The sequence below is a fragment of the Bacillus sp. AR13-1 genome (assembly GCF_008042285.1).
Lineage (GTDB): Bacteria > Bacillota > Bacilli > Bacillales > Bacillaceae_G > Bacillus_A > Bacillus_A mycoides.
In genome coordinates, this window is record NZ_QNUA01000021.1 from 37,506 (window position 1) to 63,373 (window position 25,868).

Annotated in this window: 21 protein-coding genes and 2 pseudogenes; 6 read left to right on the forward strand and 17 right to left on the reverse strand. The window is 33.8% G+C overall.

Going from position 1 to position 25,868, the window contains the following annotated elements; all coding sequences use genetic code 11:
• Window positions 1-130: 130 nt before the first annotated feature.
• Window positions 131-895, forward strand: coding sequence for a DUF817 domain-containing protein (locus DN408_RS17030; RefSeq protein WP_063225733.1), 765 nt, complete (start codon window positions 131-133; stop codon window positions 893-895).
• Window positions 896-1,017: 122 nt separating this feature from the next.
• On the opposite strand, the pseudogene DN408_RS17035 reads toward DN408_RS17030, so the two are convergent.
• A pseudogene (locus DN408_RS17035) lies at window positions 1,018-2,054 on the reverse strand (DUF4003 domain-containing protein).
• Between the two features lie 279 nt (window positions 2,055-2,333).
• The gene (locus DN408_RS17040) at window positions 2,334-2,789 is read right to left on the reverse strand and encodes a DinB family protein (RefSeq protein WP_002014205.1); all 456 of its coding nucleotides are present in this window, start codon (window positions 2,787-2,789) and stop codon (window positions 2,334-2,336) included.
• A gap of 203 nt (window positions 2,790-2,992) precedes the next feature.
• Here DN408_RS17040 and DN408_RS17045 point away from each other — a divergent pair, with 203 nt between their 5' ends.
• The gene (locus DN408_RS17045; RefSeq protein ID WP_016127367.1) at window positions 2,993-3,481 is read left to right on the forward strand and encodes a DinB family protein; all 489 of its coding nucleotides are present in this window, start codon (window positions 2,993-2,995) and stop codon (window positions 3,479-3,481) included.
• A 287-nt stretch (window positions 3,482-3,768) separates the two neighbouring features.
• On the opposite strand, the gene DN408_RS17050 is transcribed toward DN408_RS17045, so the two are convergent.
• On the reverse strand, window positions 3,769-4,656 hold the full coding sequence (locus tag DN408_RS17050; protein WP_016127368.1) for a LysR family transcriptional regulator: 888 nt from the start codon (window positions 4,654-4,656) through the stop codon (window positions 3,769-3,771).
• Window positions 4,657-4,778: 122 nt separating this feature from the next.
• Here DN408_RS17050 and DN408_RS17055 point away from each other — a divergent pair, with 122 nt between their 5' ends.
• Window positions 4,779-5,744: a quinone oxidoreductase family protein gene (locus tag DN408_RS17055; protein WP_078178796.1), complete on the forward strand. Its 966-nt coding sequence runs from the start codon at window positions 4,779-4,781 to the stop codon at window positions 5,742-5,744.
• A gap of 75 nt (window positions 5,745-5,819) precedes the next feature.
• Here the strand turns inward: DN408_RS17055 and DN408_RS17060 are convergent, their stop codons facing one another.
• The 5 genes from DN408_RS17060 to amyS all read right to left on the reverse strand — a co-directional run bounded on the left by DN408_RS17060 (window position 5,820) and on the right by amyS (window position 11,689).
• Window positions 5,820-6,272: a hypothetical protein gene (locus DN408_RS17060; protein ID WP_002014201.1), complete on the reverse strand. Its 453-nt coding sequence runs from the start codon at window positions 6,270-6,272 to the stop codon at window positions 5,820-5,822.
• Window positions 6,273-6,317: 45 nt separating this feature from the next.
• Window positions 6,318-7,028 (reverse strand): histidine phosphatase family protein, encoded by a 711-nt coding sequence (locus tag DN408_RS17065; RefSeq protein ID WP_078178795.1) that lies wholly within the window; start codon window positions 7,026-7,028, stop codon window positions 6,318-6,320.
• Between the two features lie 157 nt (window positions 7,029-7,185).
• Entirely contained in the window at window positions 7,186-7,710 is a 525-nt protein-coding gene (locus tag DN408_RS17070; RefSeq protein ID WP_002185243.1) for a GNAT family N-acetyltransferase, read from the reverse strand.
• Between the two features lie 6 nt (window positions 7,711-7,716).
• Window positions 7,717-9,618 carry an endonuclease MutS2 gene (locus tag DN408_RS17075; protein ID WP_050000672.1) on the reverse strand — a complete coding sequence of 634 codons (1,902 nt, stop codon included), beginning with the start codon at window positions 9,616-9,618 and terminating at the stop codon, window positions 7,717-7,719.
• A gap of 529 nt (window positions 9,619-10,147) precedes the next feature.
• Window positions 10,148-11,689 (reverse strand): alpha-amylase, encoded by a 1,542-nt coding sequence (gene amyS / locus DN408_RS17080; RefSeq protein ID WP_033729931.1) that lies wholly within the window; start codon window positions 11,687-11,689, stop codon window positions 10,148-10,150.
• Window positions 11,690-11,905: 216 nt separating this feature from the next.
• On the opposite strand from amyS, the gene DN408_RS17085 reads away from it, so the two are divergent.
• Both DN408_RS17085 and pepF read left to right on the forward strand, forming a co-directional pair.
• A complete protein-coding gene (locus DN408_RS17085; protein WP_078178794.1) occupies window positions 11,906-12,697 on the forward strand; it encodes an arylamine N-acetyltransferase family protein in 792 nt (263 codons plus the stop codon).
• 118 nt (window positions 12,698-12,815) lie between these two features.
• Window positions 12,816-14,603, forward strand: coding sequence for an oligoendopeptidase F (gene pepF, locus DN408_RS17090; RefSeq protein WP_078178793.1), 1,788 nt, complete (start codon window positions 12,816-12,818; stop codon window positions 14,601-14,603).
• A gap of 54 nt (window positions 14,604-14,657) precedes the next feature.
• On the opposite strand, the gene DN408_RS17095 is transcribed toward pepF, so the two are convergent.
• The 8 genes and pseudogenes from DN408_RS17095 to DN408_RS17130 all read right to left on the reverse strand — a co-directional run bounded on the left by DN408_RS17095 (window position 14,658) and on the right by DN408_RS17130 (window position 23,967).
• Window positions 14,658-15,707 (reverse strand): agmatine deiminase family protein, encoded by a 1,050-nt coding sequence (locus tag DN408_RS17095; RefSeq protein WP_078178792.1) that lies wholly within the window; start codon window positions 15,705-15,707, stop codon window positions 14,658-14,660.
• A 96-nt stretch (window positions 15,708-15,803) separates the two neighbouring features.
• Complete coding sequence (locus DN408_RS17100; RefSeq protein ID WP_147740263.1) at window positions 15,804-17,546, reverse strand: amidohydrolase; 1,743 nt, start codon at window positions 17,544-17,546, stop codon at window positions 15,804-15,806.
• An 81-nt stretch (window positions 17,547-17,627) separates the two neighbouring features.
• Window positions 17,628-18,432: pseudogene (locus tag DN408_RS17105) on the reverse strand (MerR family transcriptional regulator).
• Window positions 18,433-18,476: 44 nt separating this feature from the next.
• Window positions 18,477-19,454 (reverse strand): agmatine deiminase family protein, encoded by a 978-nt coding sequence (locus DN408_RS17110; RefSeq protein ID WP_002128426.1) that lies wholly within the window; start codon window positions 19,452-19,454, stop codon window positions 18,477-18,479.
• 229 nt (window positions 19,455-19,683) lie between these two features.
• Window positions 19,684-20,616, reverse strand: a complete 933-nt coding sequence (locus DN408_RS17115; RefSeq protein WP_147740264.1) for a bestrophin family protein — start codon at window positions 20,614-20,616, stop codon at window positions 19,684-19,686.
• A 178-nt stretch (window positions 20,617-20,794) separates the two neighbouring features.
• Entirely contained in the window at window positions 20,795-21,214 is a 420-nt protein-coding gene (gene psiE / locus DN408_RS17120) for a phosphate-starvation-inducible protein PsiE (protein ID WP_147740265.1), read from the reverse strand.
• A 176-nt stretch (window positions 21,215-21,390) separates the two neighbouring features.
• Window positions 21,391-22,554, reverse strand: coding sequence for an agmatine deiminase family protein (locus DN408_RS17125; RefSeq protein ID WP_002167874.1), 1,164 nt, complete (start codon window positions 22,552-22,554; stop codon window positions 21,391-21,393).
• A 285-nt stretch (window positions 22,555-22,839) separates the two neighbouring features.
• The gene (locus DN408_RS17130; RefSeq protein WP_078178921.1) at window positions 22,840-23,967 is read right to left on the reverse strand and encodes a serine hydrolase domain-containing protein; all 1,128 of its coding nucleotides are present in this window, start codon (window positions 23,965-23,967) and stop codon (window positions 22,840-22,842) included.
• Window positions 23,968-24,228: 261 nt separating this feature from the next.
• Here DN408_RS17130 and DN408_RS17135 point away from each other — a divergent pair, with 261 nt between their 5' ends.
• Window positions 24,229-24,456 (forward strand): hypothetical protein, encoded by a 228-nt coding sequence (locus DN408_RS17135; RefSeq protein ID WP_078178922.1) that lies wholly within the window; start codon window positions 24,229-24,231, stop codon window positions 24,454-24,456.
• 94 nt (window positions 24,457-24,550) lie between these two features.
• Here DN408_RS17135 and DN408_RS17140 read toward each other — a convergent pair whose 3' ends face one another.
• Window positions 24,551-25,777 (reverse strand): MFS transporter, encoded by a 1,227-nt coding sequence (locus tag DN408_RS17140; protein WP_147740266.1) that lies wholly within the window; start codon window positions 25,775-25,777, stop codon window positions 24,551-24,553.
• Window positions 25,778-25,868: the final 91 nt, after the last annotated feature.

Sequence of the window (25,868 nt, forward strand, 5' to 3'; positions counted from 1 at the left end):
AAAATACTTATTACAATTCCCTTCTAAAACTTCCAAATACATGCAAAATGACGTACTGTTTTATTTTCAAATTTGTAGTATACTAAGTTATTATTTTGATTTTTCAAATAATAGTCCTGAAGGTGAAAACATGTTTTATGTAAAACAACTACTCTATTTTACTTATGAACAAGCATTATCCTGTTTGTTCCCTGTCATTATTTTTTTAACACTTGCTCTTTCAAAAATCATTTCGATTCCAGGGCTGTACCGATATGATTTCATACTCATCGTATGTCTTCTTATGCAGTGGATTATGTACAAAACAGGTCTTGAAACAAAAGATGAACTAAAAGTAATTACTGTCTTCCACCTCATCGGCCTTTTACTAGAAATATATAAAGTACATTTCGGTTCATGGAGTTATCCTGAAGAGGCGTATTCAAAAGTTTTCGGAGTTCCGCTTTACAGCGGTTTTATGTATGCGAGTGTCGCAAGTTACATATGCCAAGCGTGGAGAAGATTGCATTTACAAATGCATCATTGGCCGAAAGCTATTTTTGCAATACCTCTAGGAGCAATGATTTACTTTAATTTTTTTACACATCATTTTCTATATGACTTTAGATGGGTATTAACTTTAATTTTATTCATTGTTTTCTTTCGCACATTTGTGGAATTTTCATTACGAGGCGTTACATATAAAATGCCGCTCGTACTCTCATTTTTCCTTATCGGATTCTTTATTTGGATTGCAGAAAACATCGCTACCTTCTTCGGAGCATGGCAATATCCAAATCAACGGGAAACATGGAGCCTCGTTCACCTTAGCAAAATTAGCTCATGGTTTTTACTCGTTGTTATTAGCATTATGATTGTTACACAACTCAAACATTTGAAGCAGTCGAAAAGATAATGCTGATTATGTAAAAACAGTTAGCCCATCACTCATTAGAGAGTGATGGGCCTTTTTTAAACCATCCTCATCAAAGGCATTATAGGTTCATCATAATTTACGAGAGCATAAGCAGTTTCACATTATGAACTAGTACTAGCAGAAGAGGTTGCTGCAGATGAAGCGGCAATCGTTGCCATCATAGCTGCCTGTTGTGCTTGTATGAGGACTTCTATCATAGTTTGTAAACCTGTGTTGGTAGCTTTACTCTCCTCACCTTTCTGACTTACAAACAGTTGAATAGCAATAAGAATATTCGTATCTGTATGCCAACGGAAAAATTTCTCCCCTTGCAATTTTTCAATGAATGCTCGAATAGAATGAATCTCTTTTTCTCCATCCTCAAGTAACGCTAGTAGCCCGATAGCTGGATAATGCATCTGTTTCACTTTTACCTTTTCTTGTTTTAACAACTTCCATATGTTTGTGCATTTTGCAACTAATATTTCTTCACGGACATCCTTCTTTAGTGAAAGAATATGACTTAAAAACTGAAGATCATTCCCTTTACGCAAACCAGCTTTCGCTAGTTTCTGATAAAGACGTTCGACTCGGTCCATAAGTGTTTCTACATTCTCTGATTGTCCTGCTAGTAAAACCGCGAGCGGATAATCATTTGTACCTGTAAGAAAAAGATGATCCTCTTTCATCCGTTTATATACTTGCATCGAACGCTGAATGTGCGTGCCATGCTGTTCATTTTCTTCTGTTAAAAGCACAGCTGCTGCGAGATAAGTAAATATACTCCGGCTAAAGCCACCAGCGACCAATTGTTCATATAAATCTAAAAACCTCTGAAAAGCTTCCTTGTAATCTGTAAAGTGAATATCTAATGTTGCGGACACCACAAAGCGATGATAAGACTTTAAGTATGAAAACATCCCTACCTGATTCTTAATATAACTACTAATTTCTAAAAAACGTCCGAGATCAAACAGTTTATCACTACCTGCATACATAGCAGCAATCATCATACCTGTTCGAGAATCACTCGTTTTCCATTTTAGTTCTCCCTTTAACTGTGCATATGTATGTGTGTATTGCTCCAACTTTTGTTCCAATGTAATCATAGTATTCCCCCATTTTCTAGTTCCTCTCTTTTATTATACGTATATTCCATATTTAGGAATACTCTATTTCATACAGATTTTGCAACCTTATACTTTCTTCTGTATTATTTTCAATATTTTTCTATTAAGTAATACAAAAAAAATAATAACTACCATAAAATTTAGGATGTTTCTTTATCCTAATTGGTTGGTTTTCTTTCCTTCTTCATCAGCATCACGATGATTAGCGTTCATAATCCTTAATCCTTCAAGAAGTTCAACAACAAAAAAGGATAGATAATAAATTATCTACCCTTTTTTGTCTATATATTATTTAACATTACCAAAAACTAAAGAGCCTTAATAATACGTTCCATCGCCTTCATTTGCCCAATATGGTCTGCTTCATGATAAAGCATCATACCGTAAAGCTCTCCAACTGTTTCCAACCCTAAAAATGGCTCTGGAAGTTTATTTTCAAATGCTTCTGCTGGAATTTCTTGAATGCGCTTCGCTTGTTCTTTTAATTGAACCGTTAACACTTCTAATGATGGCCCTTCTGTTTTCCATTTAGATGGTCTTGAACCATACCCAAACATACCTGGATATTCAGTTGGTAATTGTTTAAATTCTCTTCCAAACATGAAAGTTTCTGCCGCCGTTAACACGTGACCGATATGCCAGCGAATTGTATTGTTAAAGCCCTCCGGCTGCGTATCCGCAGTTTTATCATCTAACGTTTCCATAAATTGAAGTAATGCCCCACGCGTTATTTCAAATTGTTTTAAACCAATTATTCTATTCATTTTATCGTCTCCTTTTTTATGTACAATTTATTATGAACTAAGGATGTTAAACTTATTAAAGTTTCACCTTGTTTAATCTATCAGAAACAATTAAGAAAAACATCTAATATGCTTAGTAAAAATAATAAAAAGGTTCACCCCTCGTAAATATAGAATTACTTACTACACAAATAGTTTAGTAAATAAAAGAGGAGTGTAGTTGCATGTTACATGTTTTAAAACAGCAATATAATCTTATTAGCTCTACAAGAGAAACTCTATTTTCGTTTTTAGAAGAAATCCCACAAGAAAAATTGCACAGCACAGTTCCTAATTTCGGAAGTGGCAGCATTTTAAAAACCCATATTCATGTAGCTGATTGCTACCGATACTGGCTTGGATCATTCGCATTCAAGCAAAAACGAGCAGATTTTTCATTCGCTAGTGATTATGAAATTGAGCATGCAGATGTCGAGAAAGCTCGTGCTAGATTTAAGTTAGTCGATGAGGTTGTAATGCGTTTTTTAGATGAATACAATGACCGTTGGCTCGAAAATATAGCAAATGAAGTGAAATGGCAAAAAGAACCTTGGAGCACAACTCCTCTATGGCTTTTAACTCATGCGGAAACACATGAATTTCATCATAAAGGTCAAATTGTATCAATGGCTCGTCACCTCGGATACACTCCTCCTGACACAGACCTTAGTTAGTTAATTACTGCAACTGAACTTAATAAAGTGAAACTTTAATCAGTGAGGGCTTTGTTCGTCCTCCACTGATTATTAACCTTCACCAATCGGGCGTTTACGGGCAGTTGATCTCCCACCTAACTTCTTTGCTCCAGCCAAATTTTAAGGTGGGAGTCTTACTGCCCACAAATAGCGGGATAAACACAAAAAGAAAGAGCCCGTTTTGATTAATATTTTTCAAAACATGCTCTTTCTTTCCGTAAATAAGTTAATCGTTTATTATATTACTTCCTCACCTATAACACCTGTTAATTAAAAGATTCCCTCGTTACCTCAATAAATTGCTGCAGTGGCGATGTCATCCATTTATCTTTATGCCAAGCGATTTGCGTATAAATCGGAGCGATTGTATTTTCTAAATGTAACTCTTTTATCGTTCCTTCTCGTATATCTTTTTCTACTACTATCGCTGGTAACACAGCTATACCTAAATCCGCAATGACACATTGTTTAATTGCCTCGACACTAACAAATTCAATCTTATTTGCTGGGTATACATCTTCCGCACGAAATAACTCTTCAAATAAAGTCCGATACGAGCAACCTAGTTCTGTTAGTAAAAGTGTTTCGCTTTCTAAATCTTTTGTAGAAACGGAAGGTTGTTCAAGTAAACGATGCGTAGGAGCAGCTACTACTTTTAATTCTTCTTTCATAAGTGGCTCCACATGTAAAACATCCTCTGTTTTACATTCGTCCAAAATAAATACAAGATCTACTTTCCCCTCCATCAATTGTTCCTTCGCATCTTTATTGGAATGTGCAGGTTTAAATATAAGCTTTATTTGGGGAAATTGTGCTTTAAATTTCTTTAATATAGATGGAAGCCTATATGTACATTGACTTTCTTGTGCACCGATTATTAACGTACCCGCTATTTCCTCATCATCTTTCACAGCCATTTTCGCTTCGTTACTGAGTGCAATCATCTTATCAGCATATAGTTGAAACTTCCTGCCTGCTTCAGTTAAGAAAAGACGTTTTCCTAATCTTTCAAATAATGGCGTACCGAGCTCAGCCTCTAACGTTTTAATTTGCGCCGTTACACTCGATTGAGCAAAGTTCAATTTCTTCGCAGTTTGCGTAAAGTTCAAAGTGTCCGCTGCTACTTTAAATGTAATTAATTGTTTTATCTCCATTTATCATCCCTCTTTTCAATCGGTATTTCCGATTGATTTCATCGAAATAATCCTCTTTTTCTATTGATATTTGTATTGTATGATAAATAGCATCGACAAACAATAAAATGGAGGTATTCCATATGAAAGCACTTTGTTTCGAACAGTTTGGAAGTCCAGATGTACTACAATATAAAGAAATACATGATCCAATCATAAATCCAAATGAAGTTCTTGTTCGCATGCAAGCAATCGGATTAAACTTCGCTGATATTTATAGACGCCGCGGCGATTATCATCTCGCTGGTAACCCGCCTTATATATTAGGTTATGAAGGCGCTGGTATTGTTGAAAAAGTAGGAGCTAACGTTACTACTATCAATCCCGGAGACCAAATTGCATTTGCTGACGTTCCATTCTCAAATGCAGAATTAGTTGCGGTTCCATCTGAAAAAGCAATTACACTTCCAGACTCTATTTCTTTTGAAACAGCCGCTTCTGTCTTATTGCAAGGTCTAACAGCACATTATTTAACGAAAGATAGCTATCAAATAAAACAAGGCGATATAGCTTTAGTACACGCTGCAGCTGGTGGCGTTGGTCAACTTCTCGTTCAAATGATTAAACTACTGGGCGGAACAGTAATCGGTCTTACATCATCAAAAGAAAAAGCACAAGTAGCTACGTTAGCTGGTGCTGATCACGTATTTTTATATACTGAAGCGTGGCATACGAATGTACTTGAAATGACTAATGGCGCTGGCGTAAATGTTGTGTATGAATCCGTAGGTTCTACATTAGAAGAAAGCTTTAAAGCGACTAAAGTTGGTGGTACTGTCGTATTTTACGGAATGGCTGGCGGTAATCCAACGCCTGTAGATCCACGTATGCTTATGGATACTTCAAAAACTTTAACTGGCGGAGACCTTTGGAACGTTCTTACTACGTATGAGGAACGTAAGCAACGCTCTACTCAATTATTTGATTGGATCACTGCAGGAGAATTAAATATCGCGAGTCCAACTACATTCGCTTTACAAGATGGTGCTCTTGCACATGAATTATTAGAGAGCCGTAAAAGTACTGGGAAGATTTTATTAATTCCGTAATCTTTCCACTTTAAAAAGAAAAGATAAGCATATAAAAGAGCATCGATTCCGATGCTCTTTTAGTATGGAATTTTGTTAGTTTCTTTTTATTCCAGTAATTTTCGGCTCATCATATGAAATAATGTCGATGATATGGTTCAAACAAGGAATTTGATAGTGAACGAACTGCTCTTCAGGAAATATAAATTCAGCAATTGTTCCTGCTTTAACAAAATCCAAATATCTTGATTTTGAGTAAACTCTAAAAATTCTACCTTCTGAAATTTCGTAGTCATCCATTACAGTAAACGATTCATTAGTAACGGAGTAAGCAATATACGATTCAAAATCCAATTGCACAATTGGCAGATTGTCATCAACATCAATGGATGATGCTTCTATTTCAACCTCATCTTTAATTTTCATAAGTCCCTTAGTTTTATTAACTTTGCACCTATCAATAAGTACCCTCAATAAATTTTCTTCAGGTTCAAACAATTTGTTTAAATATATATATCCTTTAAATTCCATCAAATCTTGAAAATCCATTATTCCCCCATTTTGAAAATCTAAAAGGAATCGTAATACACCCTGTTAAATTTCCACACTTTCTTTCCCTTTTGCAACATAACTCATATCTCCAACCGATTCTACTGTATATTCCCCATCTTGATATACAACTTTCGTTACACTTGCATTCTCTACTCCCAGTTTTGTTTTACTACTGTCTAACATTTCTATTAAGGCAGTAATCAAAAGCCCATGAACGACAACTAAAACGTTGCCACCTCCATTTTTAGCAGCTTCTTCACTAATTTTATCAATCTCTGTTTTTATGCGAGTAGAAAATAATTCCCAATCTTCCGCTTGTTTCGTAGGGTCTGCTGCTCTAATAAGATTAATCACTTCTTGAATAGAAAACTTCATAAGTTCTTCTGGTGATGCAACGCCCGCAGCTTTTCCAACCACATCCCACATATTTTCAAGTTTTTCACCTTCAAAAATACCAAAATTTAATTCTCGTAATTTTTTTCTTTTCTCAAGTTTTAACTTTGATTGCTCACTATATTTTAATACTAAATTAGCAGTTTCAATCGCTCGGCCGCTATCACTACTATATGCATTCATAAAATGAACATCTTTTAATCCCGTTCCTAAATTAGAGGCAACTTCCACACCTTTTTCTACTAACGGGGAGTCTGCCCAGCCTTGCGCGCGATGATTCGTATTTAATATTGTTTTTCCGTGTCTTGTAACATATAACGTAACTACATTCCCATTGCTATCTGTTTCTCGATTCTTCATCATATTCTCTCCCTTTACATTTCTATATCAATTTTACCACCTTAATTATTCATTGAGCAAAATATACGTAAGTGAATCGTCTTAATAAAAAAGCTACCTTTCTGTATATCCCTACAAAAAGATAGCATCTTTTATGATTATTCCTTAACCGATACTCCTACTCAGCAAAAGCACTCGAATACTGTACAATTCCTTCTACACCTTGCAGAGCGTTCTCACCTAACTCAATCACCATAAACACTTCATCTGGCACTTCAAATGGTGCTTTTATATTCCAATCACTTGCTTTTTTAAATCCAAATTTCGGATAGTACTCTGGATGCCCTAATACCACAACAGATTCATATCCTAGTTCTTTCGCTTTTTCTAAAGCAGCTACGATCAGTTTTCTGCCAATTCCTTTTTTCTGATGGCTTGGAGTAACTGATACTGGTGCAAGTGCTAATGATTTTACAGAAGTTCCATCCTGTTCTATTGTAATTTTTGATAACAAAATGTGCCCCACTATTCTCTCATCAACCGCAACTAATGATAATTCTGGAATAAATGCATCACATTTTCTAATACGTTTTACAAGTTCATGTTCTCTTTTATCACTAAATTCTTCATTTGAAAATGCTTGTTTTACAACTTCTTCAGTTTTACTACAATCATTTTGTTGTTCTTGTCTAATCGTTACCATTCTATATTATCCTCTATTCTTTCTTATTTCTTTTTGGATTTTACGAAGCGCTTTTTTCGATCCGCGCTCCATATCGTGCTGCATTTTTCTTTCTTTATAATCGACAAATAGTGTATTTAAATCATATCCTTCTGGGTATAATTCTTTCGCCGCTACCTCTAAAGTAATACGTTTTACATTCACTTCAACGAATTCACCGTTATAATATACAACAACATTATAGAAATTATCTTTTTCCTTATATACAATCCCGAAATCGTTATGATCTAACAAATTCACACGGTCGCCAATTTTATATTCATAGTCATTTTCTCTTTTTTCTTGCACGAATTTCGGTTTTCTAATTTTACTTTCATTCACTTTTTCTATAGCGTATTCTTTATTTCCCATATACTCTTTCGCTCTTTGCAGTACATGTTCTTTTACATTCATTTTATTTGCAATCCAAAGTGCATTGCTTTCACCAGATTTACCGATCACTAATTTATAAAGTGGCTCCAATGTCTCACTATTAAATTGCATTGCTGCGTTCATAAAATCACCGTGCATTTCTGAAAATCGTTTTATTTCACCGTAATGCGTACTCGCAATTGTAATACATCCCGATAGATAAAACTCTTCTAAAATAGATATCGCAAGAGCCGCACCTTCATTTGGTTCTGTGCCGCTTCCTATTTCGTCAAATAACAGTAAGGTATTATTATTTGACATCCTCATGATTTCAGAAAGATTTTTCATATGAGATGAAAATGTACTTAGTGCATTTTCGATACTTTGGTTATCACCAATGTCTACAAATATATTTTCGAAAATAGCAATTTCTGTTTCTTTATCTCCAGCGATGTGCAATCCTGACATCGTCGCTAAAGTTAACAATCCGATTGTTTTTAATACAATTGTTTTCCCGCCTGCATTTGGTCCTGTAATAATTAAACTACGATAGTTTTGACCGATTTCAAAGTGTAACGGTACTACTTTTCCGCTTAAAAGCGGATGCTTACAATTTACTAAATGAATGTAGCCATGATCATTTAACTTCGGCTCTATTCCATCAATTGATTTACTAAACTTCGCTTTCGCAAATACCATATCATATTGGCTAATTAGTTCCATATTAATTTTTATATGATAAATATTTTCTAATACCATTCCTGATAAAGTCGCTAAAATTTGATACTCTTCCATCGCTTCTTCTGCTTTCAAACCCGCGAGTTCCGCATTTAACTTTGTAACCGTATGCGGTTCTATAAATACAGTAGAACCTTTTGCAGAAGCTTCAACAATACTTCCAGCAACTTGATTTTTATAGGAAGATTTAATCGGAATCGTATAGCGATCATCCTTTTTACTAATAAAGAATTCCTGAATATACTTCTTATTTGCACTACTATTTAAAAACTTCGTTAAACGTTCTTTTATTTTTCCGTCTACAGAATCAATGTTATTTCGAATTCGTTTTAACTCTTTACTAGCCGCTGCATCAATGCTATTTCCTTTAATGGAAAAGTTAATTTCCTCTTCAATACTTTTAAATTCAGTCATCGAATTTGCATAGGAAGCTAATACTGGTGCAAAAAATTCTTTATCTAACATAAATTTTTTAATCTTTCTACATCCACGTAAAAAATCTGAAACACTCACTAACTCTGCTGGATCTAAAATCATCCCTTTTTCTAATTTTTGAATTGTACTAGCGATATTAGAAATTCCGAAGAAAGGCACATGCCCTTCTGCATCTACTATAGCTCGTGCTTCTGTCGTTTCATTTAAGCGATTTCTCACTACTTTTATACTCGTACTCGGCTCTAATTTATTTAATAATTCCTTACCTAATCCACTTACACAATAAGATTTCACTATTTCCATTAATTCGTTATATTGTAACTTTTCAAAAGTCATCGTATTCATTTTGTTTCTCCTCACTATGATTGGTTTTTATCATCAATGAAGATACCTACTCATTAGATTCCAATGAGTTCTACATTATTCAATTATCATGTTTATACATTAAAAACATATACAAAAAAGCTGCGGGGATACCGCAGCTTTTACATTTACAAGGCATGTATAATAACATATGAGAAAATAAGCCATAAAAACAGATGGCAATCCCCTTATTACACGCTTTATAAAGTATTGTAGGTATCTTCATAGGTTTCGAAATAAATGCATGACAAAATTAGGGGTATGATATACATAAAAATCCCCTGGTCTTATCCGATTTATTTCATTAAATTTTTCCTATTTAGTACCTACCGCACTCACAAAAAGCACCTCTCATTAATTTATATTTTATGTTCATTGAAATCTAATTTATTGAAATCATCATACTATATGTTTTGTAAGAAGTAAAGGTGTCATACTTTAATAACTATGCAGAATGTAAAAAAGAAGAGGAAACTTATATTTCAGTCTACCTCTTCTTTTCATCACCAATTTACCGCTGAACATATATGGAAACTGAGCCTCCACTTACATGGAATTGCCCCCATCCGTCCTTATTAATTGTTACAGTATTTGTTTGATTACCCGTAATATCGTACCATACTTCCCCAGCGTTATTCTTTCCAACATCCATCCACTTTGATCCTCCTGGTCCGTCCGAGAGTAATGTCGCTAAACCAGAATTAGCATGTACACCATCGCCTTCTCTTGTCCAGCCAATCACATCTGGATGGTCTAAATAATCACGCTGCGTACCATATGCAAAGTTTTTTCGTGCCGTCAAAATTGGATCAATTTTATCTTTTAACGCTGGAATTTCATAACTACTATTTCCGCTTGTCCCATAGTAATCACCATAGAAAACTGAAGGATAGCCCTCTGCACGAGTTAAAATAAATGCATATGCCAGCGGCTTAAACCACGGACTTACTACAGATTCCAATGACTGCCCAGGCTGAGAATCATGATTCTCAACAAGAGTAACTGCGAGTGCAGGGTGATTTTTCATTACTGTTCCATTTAAAATATTTCTCATATCATAATTCCCATTTCCTGTTGAAGCATAATGAAAATTGTAATGAAGCGGTGCATCAAACACAGATTGATTATAATTGACTTTCGCTAAATAATTGTTTAAAGCCTGAACATCATTTTGCCAATATTCAGCTACTGTAAACATTTCTTTCCCCGTTTGCTGTCTGGCATGATTTACCCAATCGCGTAAATATTCATGATCAATATGTTTAACAGCGTCCAAACGAAAGCCATCTAAATTTAATTCATTCGCATACCATGTTCCCCAATTTTTCATCTCATTCGCAACATCAGGATGATCAAAATCAAGATCTGCATACATCAAATAATCATAATTTCCATTTTCGCTAGACACTTCCCAATCCCACGCTTTATCTACACCCCTAAATTTATAAATTCGATTTAATTTCCTTCCTTCATCCCAATCCGTTCCGTCAAAATGATACCATTTCCATTTGAAATTAGAATAAGCATCTCCGCGCCCTGGAAAATTAAACCCCGTCCATGCACTAATTTGATAATCACCTGATACTTCAATATTTCGATTGTTACGGTCTACCTCAACAGCTGTTACGGTTTCAGTATAATCAGCCCCACCTTTATGATTCATAACTACATCACCGTATACGTCGATGTTTTGCTTATGTAAAGCGTCAATTGCAGATTTCAACTGTGCTTTTGTCCCATATTTCGTCCGCACCGTTCCTTTTTGATTGAACTCCCCTAAATCATATAAATCATAGGCCCCATACCCTACATCATTTTGCGAAGTCCCTTTATATGCAGGTGGTATCCATACAGATGTGATTCCTTTATGAGCTAAACTTTCAGCATCGGAACGCAAACGATTCCAATGATTCCCATCATTCGGAGCGTACCACTCAAAATACTGCATTAATGTTCCATTGTTCACTGTTGCTGCTTCTGCCTTATTTCCCTCATATATATTAGGAAAAAGCAAAATAAACAATAAACAGACTACCGTAATCCTTTTCAACATATTTACACCATCCCTTTCAAGAAAACGTTTGCATAATTTATTAAAGTTATTATAATATTCGTTCTACAGTTAGTAAAGTAACAATCTTTTAATCTCTCACATTATTTTTCAAAATATGAATTCAACTATTCCACAAGTACCCCATATAGTTTAAAATTCACATCGGATTCAAAATTGTTTACAATTTATCTATAAAAGCATAACGGAGGGATTTCTATGACCGACTTTCAAAAACAATTTTTTGCAAGATTAAATATAGAAGAAAAACACAAAGTTTCATTTGAAGATTTATCTCACATTATGTATGAAATGTCACAATCTGTCCCTTTTGAAAACTTAAATATTCTCGAAAACAACTTTAAAGAAATATCAAAAGAAAATCTAAAAGAAAAAATTTTAATAAACAACCGTGGCGGCCTTTGTTATGAATTGAATCCGGCTATGTATTACTTCCTTAAAGACTCTAAATTCGATGTCCATCTCGTTTCAGGAACAGTTTATAACGCTGCAAATTCTATATGGGCTGTAGATTCAGGGCATATCGCAACTGTTTTACAACATCATAATGAACTTTACTTAATTGAAGTAGGTTTCGGATCATATTTACCCCTTTCCCCTGTTCCTTTCTCAGGTGAGATCGTTCATTCTGTAACAGGCGACTATCGTATTCGTAAAGAAACGACTGAAAAAGGTAATTATATTTTAGAAATGCGTAAAAGCAATGAGTTTCTAGATCAATCTTCTACTGATGATTGGACAGTAGGTTATGCATTTTACTTGGAAGAAGTGGATGAAACGAAAGCAAATGCAGCACAAAAAATTATTGTTGAACATGAAGGTTCACCATTTAACAAAGTACCTCTTGTTGTAAAACTTACTCATGACGGGCACGCATCATTAACAAAAGATAGCCTTACAGTAACGAAAAATAGAAATAAAACAAAAGAAACAATTACAAAAGAGCAATATACAAACCTCCTTCATTCAACGTTCGGCATTACATTATAACTTTTAAAGCCTCGCCATTCTCGGCAAGGCTTTTTATTTTCCAGCAGGGATTTTTTGCAATTTGTTGTATTTCATAGTTATATAGGAATATAACTACATATTTAGAAAGGAAATGATTATGACTGAACTTAAAGATCGACTACAAGTAACTGATAAAGAAAAATGGGATTTAACGGATATTTACCATACAATTGAAGATTGGGAAAGCGATTTTCATAAAATTGAAGTATTAACGAATGAATTACACAAGTTTAATGGAAATATTCACGATGGCAATAGTTTATTAGCTTATTTAACAAAGAGTGAAGAAATATCTAGCATAATATCTTTAATGTTCGCTTATGCACGATTACAATCCGATCTTGATACACGCGATACTGACGCTCAATCCCTTGTCGATAAAGTATCACAATTACACGTGAAAGTAAGTGCGGCTAAATCTTTCTTTTCCCCATTCTTACTTAGTGTAGATGAAAACACATTACATTCTTACATAGAAGAAACCGAAGGCTTACACTATTACAAAGAAGACTTATTTGAGCTATACCGTTATAAAAAACACGTTTTGAATAAAGACCAAGAAGAGATTTTATCACAAATGGGTGAAGCACTCTCCTCCCCGCAGCATACATTTGGCATGTTAAATAATGCAGATATAATTTTTGGTGAAGTGACTACTGATGATGGAGAAAAAGTAAACTTAACACGTGGAATGTATTCAAAGCTAATAGAAGATGAGAATCGTGAGAAACGTGAAGAAGCCTATAAAGCTTATTACAAACCATACGTTCAATTAAAGAATTCTATCGCTTCTACTTTGTCCGCAGCTATTAAAAACAATGTTACTGTCTCAAAGCTACGAAAATATCCATCAGCTTTAGAAAAATCATTATTTGGCGACATGGTTCCGAAAGAAGTATATGAAAATTTAATTGAGACAACGAAAAAAAACATTCAATCATTACATACGTATAATGAACTTAGAAAAGAAAAATTAAATGTAGATGAACTACGACAATACGACTTGAGTGTTGATTTAGTAAAAGGTGTAAAACAAGACATTCCATACGACGAAGCGTTTGATATAATGATCGCGTCACTAGCTCCTTTAGGTAAAGAATATATCGAAACATTAAAAAACTTTAAAGATAAACGCTATATAGACGTGAGAGAAACACCAGGAAAACGTTCTGGCGCTTATAACTTTGGTGTATACGGTGTTCATCCTTTCATTCTTTTAAATCATCATGATGATTTAAATAGCCTTTTCACCCTTACTCATGAATGCGGGCACGGTATGCATACGCATTACTCACACGGATACCAACCAAGAATTTCTGCACACTATTCCATTTTTGTTGCAGAAGTCGCTTCTACAGTAAATGAAGTGTTATTAATTCATTATTTATTAAAAGAAGCAAAAGAAACGAACGTACGTAATCATTTAATTAACTACTTTATCGATAGCTTTAAAGGTACTTTCTTTACACAAATCATGTTTGCAGAATTTGAAAAAATCACACATGAAATGGCCGAACAAGGTAAACCATTAAATGCCAAAGTCTTTAGTGAAATTTACGAAAACTTATTTAGAGAATATAATGGCGACTCCCTCGTATTTGACGAAGAAGTAAAATATGGCTGGTCTAGAATCCCTCATTTCTACCGTCCATTTTACGTATACAAATACGCAACTGGATTCGCTTCTGCCATTCAAATCGCCGATAAATTATTAAGCGGTGATCCAAATGCTCAGAAAAACTATATTGAATTCCTTAAAGGCGGAAGTTCTGACTATCCATTAAACCTACTGAAAAAAGCTGGCGTTGATTTAACTACACCAGAACCGATTGAAAGTGCATTAAATCGATTCACCCAACTTGTTGAAGAGTTTTCAGCATTATAGAAAAAAGCATGCAGATTATAGAATCTGCATGCTTTTTCATATAAAATATACATTTCATTTATTCACTTGTTGCTGCGTCACACAATGAATCATACCACCATACGCATACAGTTCATTTACATAAACACCGACAATTCTTCTTCCTGGAAACTGCCCTTCAATGATTTGAAGTCCTAACTTATCATGTTCATCACCGTATATAGGAACCAATACAACTTCATTTCCAATATAAAAGTTCAAATACGAACCTTTACAGTCTGCCTCTTTTACCACTTTTCTTGTCACCGGTACTGGTATGAGCTGAAATGGATTTCCATCTATATTTCTCGCTTGTCGCAATTCTTGATAATGCTTTTCCTGCGCCTCCAAAAGGTACGACTCTCCTTCCCCAAAAGGATCATATTCATAAAGAATTGTATTTTCATTTACAAAACGCGCTGCCCCATCAATATGGTAATCTGTATCTTCATCATAATTATCCTCTCCGCGAATACCAGTTATCCATATAAAATTCGTTACTCCCAAATACTTCGTTAACTCTATTTCAATCTCTTCCTGATTTAGTGTAGGATTTCGATTTTCATTTATAATAGAAGTTTTTGCCGCCATTAAGGTGCCATTTCCATTTATCTCTATTCCTCCACCTTCTATACAGACACTAGATTTAACTTTTGGAATGCTATACATTTCACTTATTTTTCCCGGAATAACAGCATCATTTTCATACGGATATTTATCCCCCCAACCATTAAATACCCAGTGTGCTAAACAGAGATTGCCTTCCTTATCTTTTACAAAGATCGGTCCATTATCTCTTATCCAAACATCATCCGTTTCTTCAATTAAAAAATCAATTTTATCCATATCTACATTCGCTTCAATTAACTTCGATTGTACATGTACTTTTTCTTCCTCATCAAATACAACAATATGCACATTCTCTCCGTAATGAAGCTCCTTTGCCATCGTTACCCAAATATCATCTAGCTTAGATCTGTAACCTTCGCCTCTATGAGCCTTATCATGAGGCCATTGGAGCCATGTTCCCTCATGTTTTTCCCACTCAGCAGGCATATAATATAAACTATTTCCCATATTTCTCATACATGTTCACCCCTTCTTCGAATGTAAGTTCAGTCTAAACTTTGACATCGTGTTAAGGTCAACAGAAATATATTAACTACTTCATAAACTGATTCTTTATTTTCCCTTGTGATACACTACTTCTCCTTGTAAAACCGTCACTAAAACTTTCGCATTCGGAATCTTATCGGCACTCATTTTAGTAATATCTTCATTTAGTAATACCATATCGGCTGATTTACCTACTTCAATTGAACCAGTAATATTATCAAGACCTAATGCTTTGGCGGGCTTAATTGTATATGCATCAATAGCTGCGTATACATCAGACAAGCCCTTTTCATCAATACTTAGTGCATTCGAAATCGTCACAAGTGGATTTAGTTCATTTACATCCCAATCACTACTAAGTGATACGTTTGCTCCTGTTTTCCAAATGCGTCCTAACGGCATAATTCGTTTCATCTGTTGATTTGAAAAATACGCACTTGCCCAGCTTTGTTTAGGATCTTCTGCAAAATCATGGCCTACTTGGAAATCAGCACTAATACCTAACTTAGCAAAACGATTTATATCACTATCTTCTACCATTTCCACATGTGTAAGCGTATAAGGTTGATTCGCCCCTTCTTTTTTCGCTGCTTCAATTGCATTTAAACTTTCTCTTACTCCGCCATCTCCAATTGTGTGGATTAGTGCACCGTAACCAATTTTATTGAGTTCACTCAACCACCACTTCATTTTTTCTTCTGGAATATAGTTCAAACCGTACGGTGTTCCTTTAAACCACTCAAATTTATATTTTTCTAGTATTTTAGCTGTGCTGTTAATGCTAATTCCATCACTATACATCTTCACTTGATTAATAAGCATTCTAGATGATACATCATCACGCTTAATTTTTTTGAAATACTCCATTTGCTCTGCTTCATTTAAGTTCGGATATACCCACGGACGAAGTACTACTCGCGACGTTAACTTTTTCTCATCATTAACTTTATTCCAAACATCTAACCAGCCTCGTTTCCAATAAAGACGTCCATCGCCGACTGTAGTAATACCATTCTTCGCAACCTCATCTAAACCGTCTAACAAACCTTCATAATTTTTTTCAAAGAGATTGGGCTGGGAATTCCATGCTTTTTCCATCACGATATCCCCTGCTGTATCATACAGAAGCCCGAAAGGTTCTCCTGTTTCTGGATCCCGGATGATTCTTCCGCCTTGCGGATCTTTCGTCTCTTTATTTATTCCCGCTACTTCCAATGCTTTTGAGTTAACCCATACAGAATGAGAAGTTCTTTCCATAATTAATACAGGGTTATTAGGAAATAACTCATCAAGAACTTGTAATGGCGTTTGTTGTTCTGATTTTTCGTCCATATCTTTTAACAGCTCTTCCAAACTAAATCCTGTTCCGCTTATCCATTCGCCATCTTTCACATCTTTTTTACAAGCCTTTAAATACGAGCGTTGTTCTTGCAGCGCAGCATCCGGTGAAACACTACAATTCCCTGCTGCTGGTGATTTCGCCTCAAATATATGATTGTGATTGTCCACAAAACCAGGAAGAATAAAACGTCCTTGTAAATCCACCACTTTCGTATCTTCATTTATAAATCCTTCTACATCTTTGTTTGAACCAACAAATATAATTTTCCCTTCTTTAACGGCTACAGCCTCTACAATGTCTTGCTTGTCATTTGAAGTATAGATTGTACCATTTTTAAACACTACATTTTTTGGCAACTGATTTGGTAGAACGAAGCTACCATTCTCACCTTCTCCTACTCCAGGAGTACACGCTGAAAACCATGTCATACTTAGAATCAGACAAATAATCATGATTGTTCTTTTCATATTCTTTCTCCTTTTTATTATGATGAATTACTTACATAAATAGAATAAGGATTGACATAATGTTAATGTCAATCCTTATTCTCAGTCTATTTTCATAACTAAAAAACAAATTTGTGTCACATACTCCTCTACTAAACAATCACATTCAGGTCCCTTTATGTAGACCTCATATGGTGAACCATCTATTAATCCATTTTTCTAACGCAATATAAGCGTAGCCTATATAGTCATAACTTCCATAATGCATAGTAGTAACGATTTGATGTGGATTTAATTTTTTTATTTCATATTCTTGTACTACATCTTTATTGTTCCCATGCATGACCGGAATCCTTAATTCAACATCACTTTCATTTGGAATATACTCTTCATCATAAAAGACCGTAGAGGGCGAACCGACCATTTGTAAGTTATGCTTTTGTACTTTTTCATATAAGTCATAAAAATAATCATCCATATCATCTATATCTATTTGTAGTCTTTGAGTAATTACCGTCATTTCATTTCTCATTCCAATTAATATATCGTAACTTCTATGGCGAGCAATATTTAGACCATGATTCATATTTACCATTTCATTCATTTCTGAAATAACCTGTAAATTTTGTTTCACCTCATGAGACAACTCTATAATTTGTGATTGCATATGTTTAATAAATGAATCTTGATCTGATGATTGAAGAATTATTTTGATTTTCGGTAAAGGAAACTTATACTCCCTTAGCTTTTTAATTTTCAGCGCTATTTCAAGCTGCCCTTGCTCATAATATCTATATCCATTTACCGGATTCACATATGCTGGTTTCAATATTTCCTCTTTATCATAATGCCTTAGCATCCGTGTACTCATTTTACAAATCCGCGAAAACTCAGTAATTGTATACATATAAATACCCCTTGAATACATTCTCTTATATATAAGCTTATTTATTAAAACCAATCAAATATTTTTCTGATTGAAGAACCTTCATTCTGATCGTTCAGCCTTTTCATTTTTGAAGGTAACAAATGACTAGGACAATACCACGTTAAACAATTCATCGCGCCTCCCATTGTCGATATTTCTCCTACATGACTTTGAATAACTTGTTTCTCAGTATGCTGTTGAATATATCTTAAAACTTCCTCATCTTTAGCTAATCCAAACTTAGGAACGTAAAGCGTATCACATGTTTCTAACATATTTATATATAAACCTTTTGCTGACGCTATCTCTTCATCGTATTGACCCTTCTCTGTATATGACGAAGGAACAACTATAAATTCAGCCTCTGGCATTTGCTCTTGAATAATCTCTTGAACCTTATATCTAAATTCATGATCCCCTAAAAAATCACTAATAAACATTGTATGTTCATCAATAAATTTAACCATCCCGTCTGCGTGTGCAAGTACATCTCCCTCTTCAGCAGGAATAATAATAACCCGACTCACATCTAAATCCCATTCCAGTTGCTCTATAATTTCTTCTTCCGTCCAATCATAATTATCATCAAATATGCGTTCCGTTAATATAACGGTATCTTTTTTATTCCAAATAAGATTTCCACCGTCTAATATCAATGGAGATGTCACATATTCAAAATCGTTCTTTTTCAGCCATTTATTAAATTGTTGATCTAAATATCGTCCTTGATCTTTCGGTAAGTAATTCGGTTGATATTTGAATTTAACTAGATGATTTGTTACAACTGGTGCAACATCTCTTAGCCAAATATCATCATACTCAAAAAAGTTTGTATGAAAGTCTTGCTCTTCAACAGATAAAGATATAAGTTGATCGGTAAATGCTTTATTTTCATTTAAGTATTCATTAAAATAAATAATGTCTTCATAAAATGGTCGATAATATTCATTCGATTCATCTGGTATTGCAGTAAAAATAATGCCACTATGTTTTTGTTCCATATTACTTACCTCGCTTTTTAATAATGATTGAATAACTGTTTTCAATAAGCCAACTATTCCCCAATTCATTTCTCTTTTCATTACAATTTTTGAAACGTGCACATTTCATGAATGGATTATAGCACGGAGAAATATTATATATTTATATAAAAAATATAAAGACGTCGTTAAGCCGTAAACTGACTCTTGACAAGATTTTTAAATTTTAATCGTCGTACACAATGAAGGATTAGATGATTTTTTTATCAAGATTCAAATCCATTACTTCTAATAGAGCGTTTTGATTATATAAATTCACTAAATGCGTTTCTACACCATTGCAAATCCCTTCTAGCGGCAGATCGTTTGGATCTTGACCAAATGGATCCTCAATTTCAACTCCTATTGCTTCAATCCCTATAAATGCAAAACTTATAAACGTAGTTGCAAGTACTGTAAACCATCCAAGACTATCAACAAGACCAATCGATAAAGTCCCGCAAAATATGAGCAGTAAAATTTTAATATGAGCAAAATATGCAAAAGGAATAGGCGTTGTTTTGATCCGATCACATCCACCCACAGCCGTAAGCAGAGTATTCAAATCAGCTTCCATATTAATTATTGCATTTGGGTGAATTTGACCCGTTTTCAAACCTTTTGATAGTATAGTTTTTAACATAAAAACTATACTAATCGGTAAATGAATAGACTCAGCCAACATTTCTTTTTCCTTCTCAGAACAAATATCAAACAATGCTTTTATTTCGGATAAATCTTTTTCGTCTCTCAAATGTCCTTTCGCTATCTTTGGAAAAGCAATTAACAAATGTAAAAATTTCAATTTTTCCTGATCCGTCTTTTTCCCTTCAGACTCCCAATAACATAAAAAACTAACTGCCAAATTTCTAGTACAAGCACCAACCGTGCCAAATAACTTTCTACCTTCCCAATACCTATCATAGGCAGTGTTAGTACGAAAAACTAACAGTAGACCTAAAGCTCCTCCAACAATTACCCAAGGAGTTTGATTAATTTTTATTTCTACATAATAATAATTAATCACAGTTACTATCGTTGAAATACATATATATAATAAAATTTGCGGGAAAATATCTCTTATAACTGTTCCCTTTAATGTAAATATTTGATGTAAATTATTTTGATTATTGTAATGAACCATATTTACAAAAACCTCTTTCCTTATTAACCTTTTATTCTTTTAAATTATGAAAGTATACAATTAAATAGTAGAATCATAAACCCTATTATTATAAAACTGGTTAAGATTATTTCTTTCAATACTGTTACTCCTTTTTACCAAAAGATAAAACATCTTTTTTGATTTAAACAACAAACGTTCACTCTTCTAAATCACGACGCATTATTTTAGAATTTGCAATGAATAAAGCACTAATTAATACAAGAATCGCGCAAGCATATATCAATGAATCCATTGGACTATCATGGTCTATAATAATTAGACGAACAATAGCCGTAATACCTATATATATAAAATAACGTAATGGAAAATGAAAGTTCATTTGAAAATACTTTATAATCATTACGATGAATTCAAAATATAAAAAAAATACGACAATGCTATCAATTAAATGATAAATAGATTCCTCACTATTTAATTTAAGTTCTTGTATAAATTGAATGACTTCTTTCATAAGAAACACACTTAAAACAATTCCCAAACAGATTAAAGCTACATTTATAATGTACTGTAGAACGATAGGGAAAAACGAAAATACTTTTTTAAAATTCTTTACCACAAACATTTTTCTCCTTTTCCATATAAACCAATAATGACAATATACTTTTATTCAATTATCGTTACATTAAAATTATACATTCCGTTCTTGTTACAGATGTTAAAACAAGACAAAATAAGTAAAGATAGCATTTCACCTATTTTGTCTATAAAGCAACATAACGAAACTATAATCGATTACTTCAATTGAATCGGTTGTTGCTGTGTCACACAATGGATCATTCCGCCATTTTTATAAAGCTCTCTCACATCAATTCCCACTACTTTACGATCCGGGTATAATTTCTGAATCGTATCGTTTGCGATTTTGTCATTTGGATCATTATAGTTAGGAACCAATACAACTGTATTCCCAACATAATAATTGATATACGACCCCTTATAATCTAGAGTTTTTCCACCTTCTAAAGTAACTTTATCTTTACTAAGCGGTAAGTATTCGTACTTATATTTCTGTCCTGAAGCATTTTTTGCATCTAACAATTTATCCATATCTTTGTTTGACAAGCCCCATTCAGCCAAGTCATCTTCTGCCATCGTTACGATTGTAGATTTATCATGGAATTTAGCAAATCCATCAATATGAAAATCAGTAATATCTAAATTAGGCACTCCATCTAACCAAATAAAGTTTGTCACCCCAAGGTCACTTATATATTTTTCAATTTCCGCTTCTGATAAATCAGGATTTCTATTTTTATTCGTTACTGCGCTTCGAGTTAATAAAGCAGTCCCATTGCTGTCTAATTCAATTGCGCCACCTTCAAGGACAAATTTCCCCCAATCAATTCTTTCAATCCCTAATTGTTTACTAACATTCTCACGTATACGGGCATCATTTTTATATGGAGTTTTCTTTCCCCAACCATTAAATGCTGGATCTAATATTTTTAGATTTTTATTATTGTCATAAACAAAAATCGGTCCACTATCTCTTGCCCACACATCATCAGTAGGAGCGATAAAGAAATCAACTTTATCCATATTCAGCCCCTTATCTATTAAAAGCTTATTGATTCGCTCTTTCTCTTCCTCATCATATGCAACAATGTGGACTTTTTCACCCTCAGTTAAAGCACTTGCCATCTTAATCCAAATAGGTTCAACTTCTTGTTTATACTCTTGACCATATGTGTATTCATGAGGCCATTGTAGCCATGTACCTTCATGTTTATCTTTTTCATCCGGCATCGTATATTTTCCAGCGTTTTTCTGTACCTCTACTTTTTTATCCTCTTTCTCTTTCCCTTTGGCATTTTCATTATTCCCTTCAAAAGAACATCCACTAATAATCGTTGTAGATAATGTAGCTATTAAACAAAACTTTACTATTTTTTTCATTTTTCAACCTCCTGTTCATGTCTACAATACTGTAAGGCTTAACATAGTGTGAAGCTCAAGCTTTTTCATCAATGTAAAAATTACCAATTATTCTTCCGCATGATAATCACATAATTTCAATACAAATAGATGACATTCACAAAATACACTTCCTATATTTAACATCCATATCATTTAACTTCCTTCATAAATTTATTCTAATACTAATCCCCTCTCATACATGCTTGTTCACTAAATAAAAAAATCGGTATTGATAATTTTATATCAATACCGATTTTCAAATAATTATTTTCCTTCTATTAAATCATTCGCTAATTTCCTAAACTCTTGATTAAATGTATCATTCATACCATTTTGTACGTTAGAGAATAATATTACAAACGTTCTTTTATCCCAGTTAAAATTATTAAAAGTGTTCCAGCCAGCTAATACACCATGGTTATGATAATAATCTGGGTAAATATAGAAGCTAAATCCATATTTTCTCGCAGGTGATACTGTAAACATATCTGATAAGCTTTGTTTAGAAATCAGCTTTCCATCCATAATAGCCTCATCTAATCTTTTCATATCTTCAACGGTCGTATACATTTCACCACAACCATACAGCCAGTTCATTTTTAAGCGGGGTGTAGCTATTAACTCATTATCTTTTTTCGTGTAACCTTCTGCTAAGAAAATATCTTCAGGGAGAGTTGCACCCATACCAGATTCATTCATTTCAACAGGAGTAAAAATGTTTTCTTTCACATATTCAGCAAGCGATTTATTCGATATCTTTTCTACAATATACGCAAGTACCATATAATTATAATCTGTATATTTCCATCCTGTCCCTGCAGGAAATTGCAACTTTTGCGCTCCAATCCACGTTACTAACTTTAAACGTGATGCCGCATCAACACTACCTTGTCCCTGATCTGGTAACCCGGACGTATGTGTTAACAAATTTCGTAACGTAATGTTTTTATCTGCTGGAAACGATGGAATATACTTATTTACATTGTCTTCAATATTCAATTTCCCTTTTTCTCTTAGCTGTAATATAGATATTGCAACTACTGTTTTCGTTATGGAACCGATGCGATATTTTGTTCTTGGCGTTGTTAAAACTTTATCTTTTACATTCGCATACCCGTAGCCTTTTCGTAAAACCACATTATTTTTATCCGTTACGAGAACCGTCCCGTTAAATCCTTTATCTTTTAAATATTGATCGAGTTTCGTTGCTGCAATATCATAACGTTTTTGCTGATTCGCATCAACTTTCGGTTGAACATTTCCAACTTTATCCTCAAAATTTGAAAATGCCTTCAAACTGTATTTCTTTTCTTTATTTGCATGTATGAGTGCAGCGACACTCCCACAAAAAATAGCAAAAACAAAGAAAGCGATTAACCATTTCTTAAACATATGGGAACCCTCTTTTATCTAGTTTCACTTTATACTTTTCCATTCTATTCTATATCTTTTAGTTTTTAAATATCTTATAATCTATCTACTCTATTATTCCTCATAGTAAACTAGATTCCTTTTTCTAACGTTCAAATTTTAACTACTCTCTATTGTAGTTCTTTTTTACAAAATTTCCACCTTACAATCGGATACATCCAACTTTAATTTTAATTTTTTATGTAACATTCGTTACACATTAACAAGAATGGAGGCGTTAATTTGAAAAAGACCGATAAGCGCAATCGTTTAGATGATATGATGTTTCATTATCGAGTAACAAAAAACAATATAGTTTTAATTGAATATTACGGAAAACAGATTATAATTTTAAAAGGAAATGATGCTGAAAAATTTTTAAACAAAATAAATCGGGCAAGTAACGAAAAAGAAAAACAGCTTATTATGGCTAAAATTACAGGTAATTTCAAAAGAGGGAATGAGTGTTAATGAAAACGAATCTCATTTATAACTTGATTATACAACATATTAAAAAAAAAATGTCACTCCCACGACATTTCTTTAGATTTTCTTCATAAAAGATTTACATTTTTAATATTCGTTTACTTTTACATAAACTCACTGCTGAAACGCTTAGTAATGCAGCTATCCCCATCCATGCATATGTGTAGCCTTTTCCATCTACTATATAACCAAACAAAGCAGGTGCAAAGATAATAGCAATTTGATTAAGTGTAAGCGCAAAACTCACTGTTAGACCTACCAATTCCTCACTTGCAGACTCAGCAACTTCAACCATAAAAAGACTAAACCAACCGATCGCAAAGAATCCTAGCAGTCCGCTCATCACAAACAATGCCTCAAGTGTCATTGTGTTTATACTCATTACAACAACTAAAATTAAGCAACAAGAAATACATACAGTTATTAATAAAGGTGTACGACGATCACCTTTGTAATATGTATCACTTATTGTAGCTAATATAATTCGCCCAATCATTCCTGCAAATAGCATAACTGAAAATACTTTCCCTGCTACAATAGGTGTTATCGATTTTTCAATGACTAAAAATTTTATAAAATGTCCGACTAATATCATTTGTAAAGAAATCATGCAAATACCTGTAATAAAAATTGGATACAGCTCTTTTTTACATATTACCTTTTTTAACTGCATCCAAAAAGAAATACTTACATTTTCTTGGCTCGTGTGTTCTCGTACGTACGATTCCTTATAAAATATGAAAAACAATAACCCGCCTATTATACATATAGTTGCAATTACATTTATCGTATAAGCTAAACTAAATTTAATTGTAAGCAAAGGGATTATTACTCCTGCTAACGCCCCGCCAATAGGTATACCAGCTTGCCGTATTCCCATAGCTAATCCGCGAATCTCTTTCGGAAACCATTTCAAGATTACTTTACTTCCCCCTGGCTGGGATACGCTATAAAAAGTCCCTATTAAAAAAAGGACAAATAATAACCCAATAAATCCCCTTGCCATATGAGTAAGTAAAAGCGCCCCGCCAAGTAATACGGCACTCGCTCCAATTAATATTCTTTCATTATATCGATCAAGTAACCTTCCGGCAAAAAGCATACAAAACAACGGACCAATATTTACAGCACTTATTAACAACCCAACCTGCATATTCGAAAGTGCATATTTCTGTTTCCAAAATAAAGCGAGTACCCCTACTCCATATGTTATAAGTGTTGCACTTGCCTGTGCTACCGTTGCCAAAGTTAACATGATCCATTTATTATAACTACTGTACTTTTCAATTTTTTCTTCACTTATCAACGTTATCTCCCCCATATACCTTTCATTGTATGAAGGTTCTGATATCATGTAAAATAAGTGTTATTAATAGAATCCATCAAAAAAATTGATA

What these genes read in the sequence shown, in the direction of transcription:
- DN408_RS17100 (WP_147740263.1), bottom strand. Translation starts at nt 17,546, where the DNA reads ATGAAAAGAACAATCATGATTATTTGTCTGATTCTAAGTATGACATGG.
- DN408_RS17085 (WP_078178794.1), top strand. Translation starts at nt 11,906, where the DNA reads ATGACCGACTTTCAAAAACAATTTTTTGCAAGATTAAATATAGAAGAA.
- DN408_RS17130 (WP_078178921.1), bottom strand. Translation starts at nt 23,967, where the DNA reads ATGTTTAAGAAATGGTTAATCGCTTTCTTTGTTTTTGCTATTTTTTGT.
- DN408_RS17060 (WP_002014201.1), bottom strand. Translation starts at nt 6,272, where the DNA reads ATGGATTTTCAAGATTTGATGGAATTTAAAGGATATATATATTTAAAC.
- DN408_RS17040 (WP_002014205.1), bottom strand. Translation starts at nt 2,789, where the DNA reads ATGAATAGAATAATTGGTTTAAAACAATTTGAAATAACGCGTGGGGCA.
- DN408_RS17055 (WP_078178796.1), top strand. Translation starts at nt 4,779, where the DNA reads ATGAAAGCACTTTGTTTCGAACAGTTTGGAAGTCCAGATGTACTACAA.
- amyS (WP_033729931.1), bottom strand. Translation starts at nt 11,689, where the DNA reads ATGTTGAAAAGGATTACGGTAGTCTGTTTATTGTTTATTTTGCTTTTT.
- DN408_RS17070 (WP_002185243.1), bottom strand. Translation starts at nt 7,710, where the DNA reads ATGGTAACGATTAGACAAGAACAACAAAATGATTGTAGTAAAACTGAA.
- DN408_RS17115 (WP_147740264.1), bottom strand. Translation starts at nt 20,616, where the DNA reads ATGGTTCATTACAATAATCAAAATAATTTACATCAAATATTTACATTA.
- DN408_RS17075 (WP_050000672.1), bottom strand. Translation starts at nt 9,618, where the DNA reads ATGAATACGATGACTTTTGAAAAGTTACAATATAACGAATTAATGGAA.
- DN408_RS17125 (WP_002167874.1), bottom strand. Translation starts at nt 22,554, where the DNA reads ATGAAAAAAATAGTAAAGTTTTGTTTAATAGCTACATTATCTACAACG.
- DN408_RS17030 (WP_063225733.1), top strand. Translation starts at nt 131, where the DNA reads ATGTTTTATGTAAAACAACTACTCTATTTTACTTATGAACAAGCATTA.
- DN408_RS17095 (WP_078178792.1), bottom strand. Translation starts at nt 15,707, where the DNA reads ATGAGAAATATGGGAAATAGTTTATATTATATGCCTGCTGAGTGGGAA.
- DN408_RS17065 (WP_078178795.1), bottom strand. Translation starts at nt 7,028, where the DNA reads ATGAAGAATCGAGAAACAGATAGCAATGGGAATGTAGTTACGTTATAT.
- DN408_RS17045 (WP_016127367.1), top strand. Translation starts at nt 2,993, where the DNA reads ATGTTACATGTTTTAAAACAGCAATATAATCTTATTAGCTCTACAAGA.
- DN408_RS17050 (WP_016127368.1), bottom strand. Translation starts at nt 4,656, where the DNA reads ATGGAGATAAAACAATTAATTACATTTAAAGTAGCAGCGGACACTTTG.
- pepF (WP_078178793.1), top strand. Translation starts at nt 12,816, where the DNA reads ATGACTGAACTTAAAGATCGACTACAAGTAACTGATAAAGAAAAATGG.
- DN408_RS17110 (WP_002128426.1), bottom strand. Translation starts at nt 19,454, where the DNA reads ATGGAACAAAAACATAGTGGCATTATTTTTACTGCAATACCAGATGAA.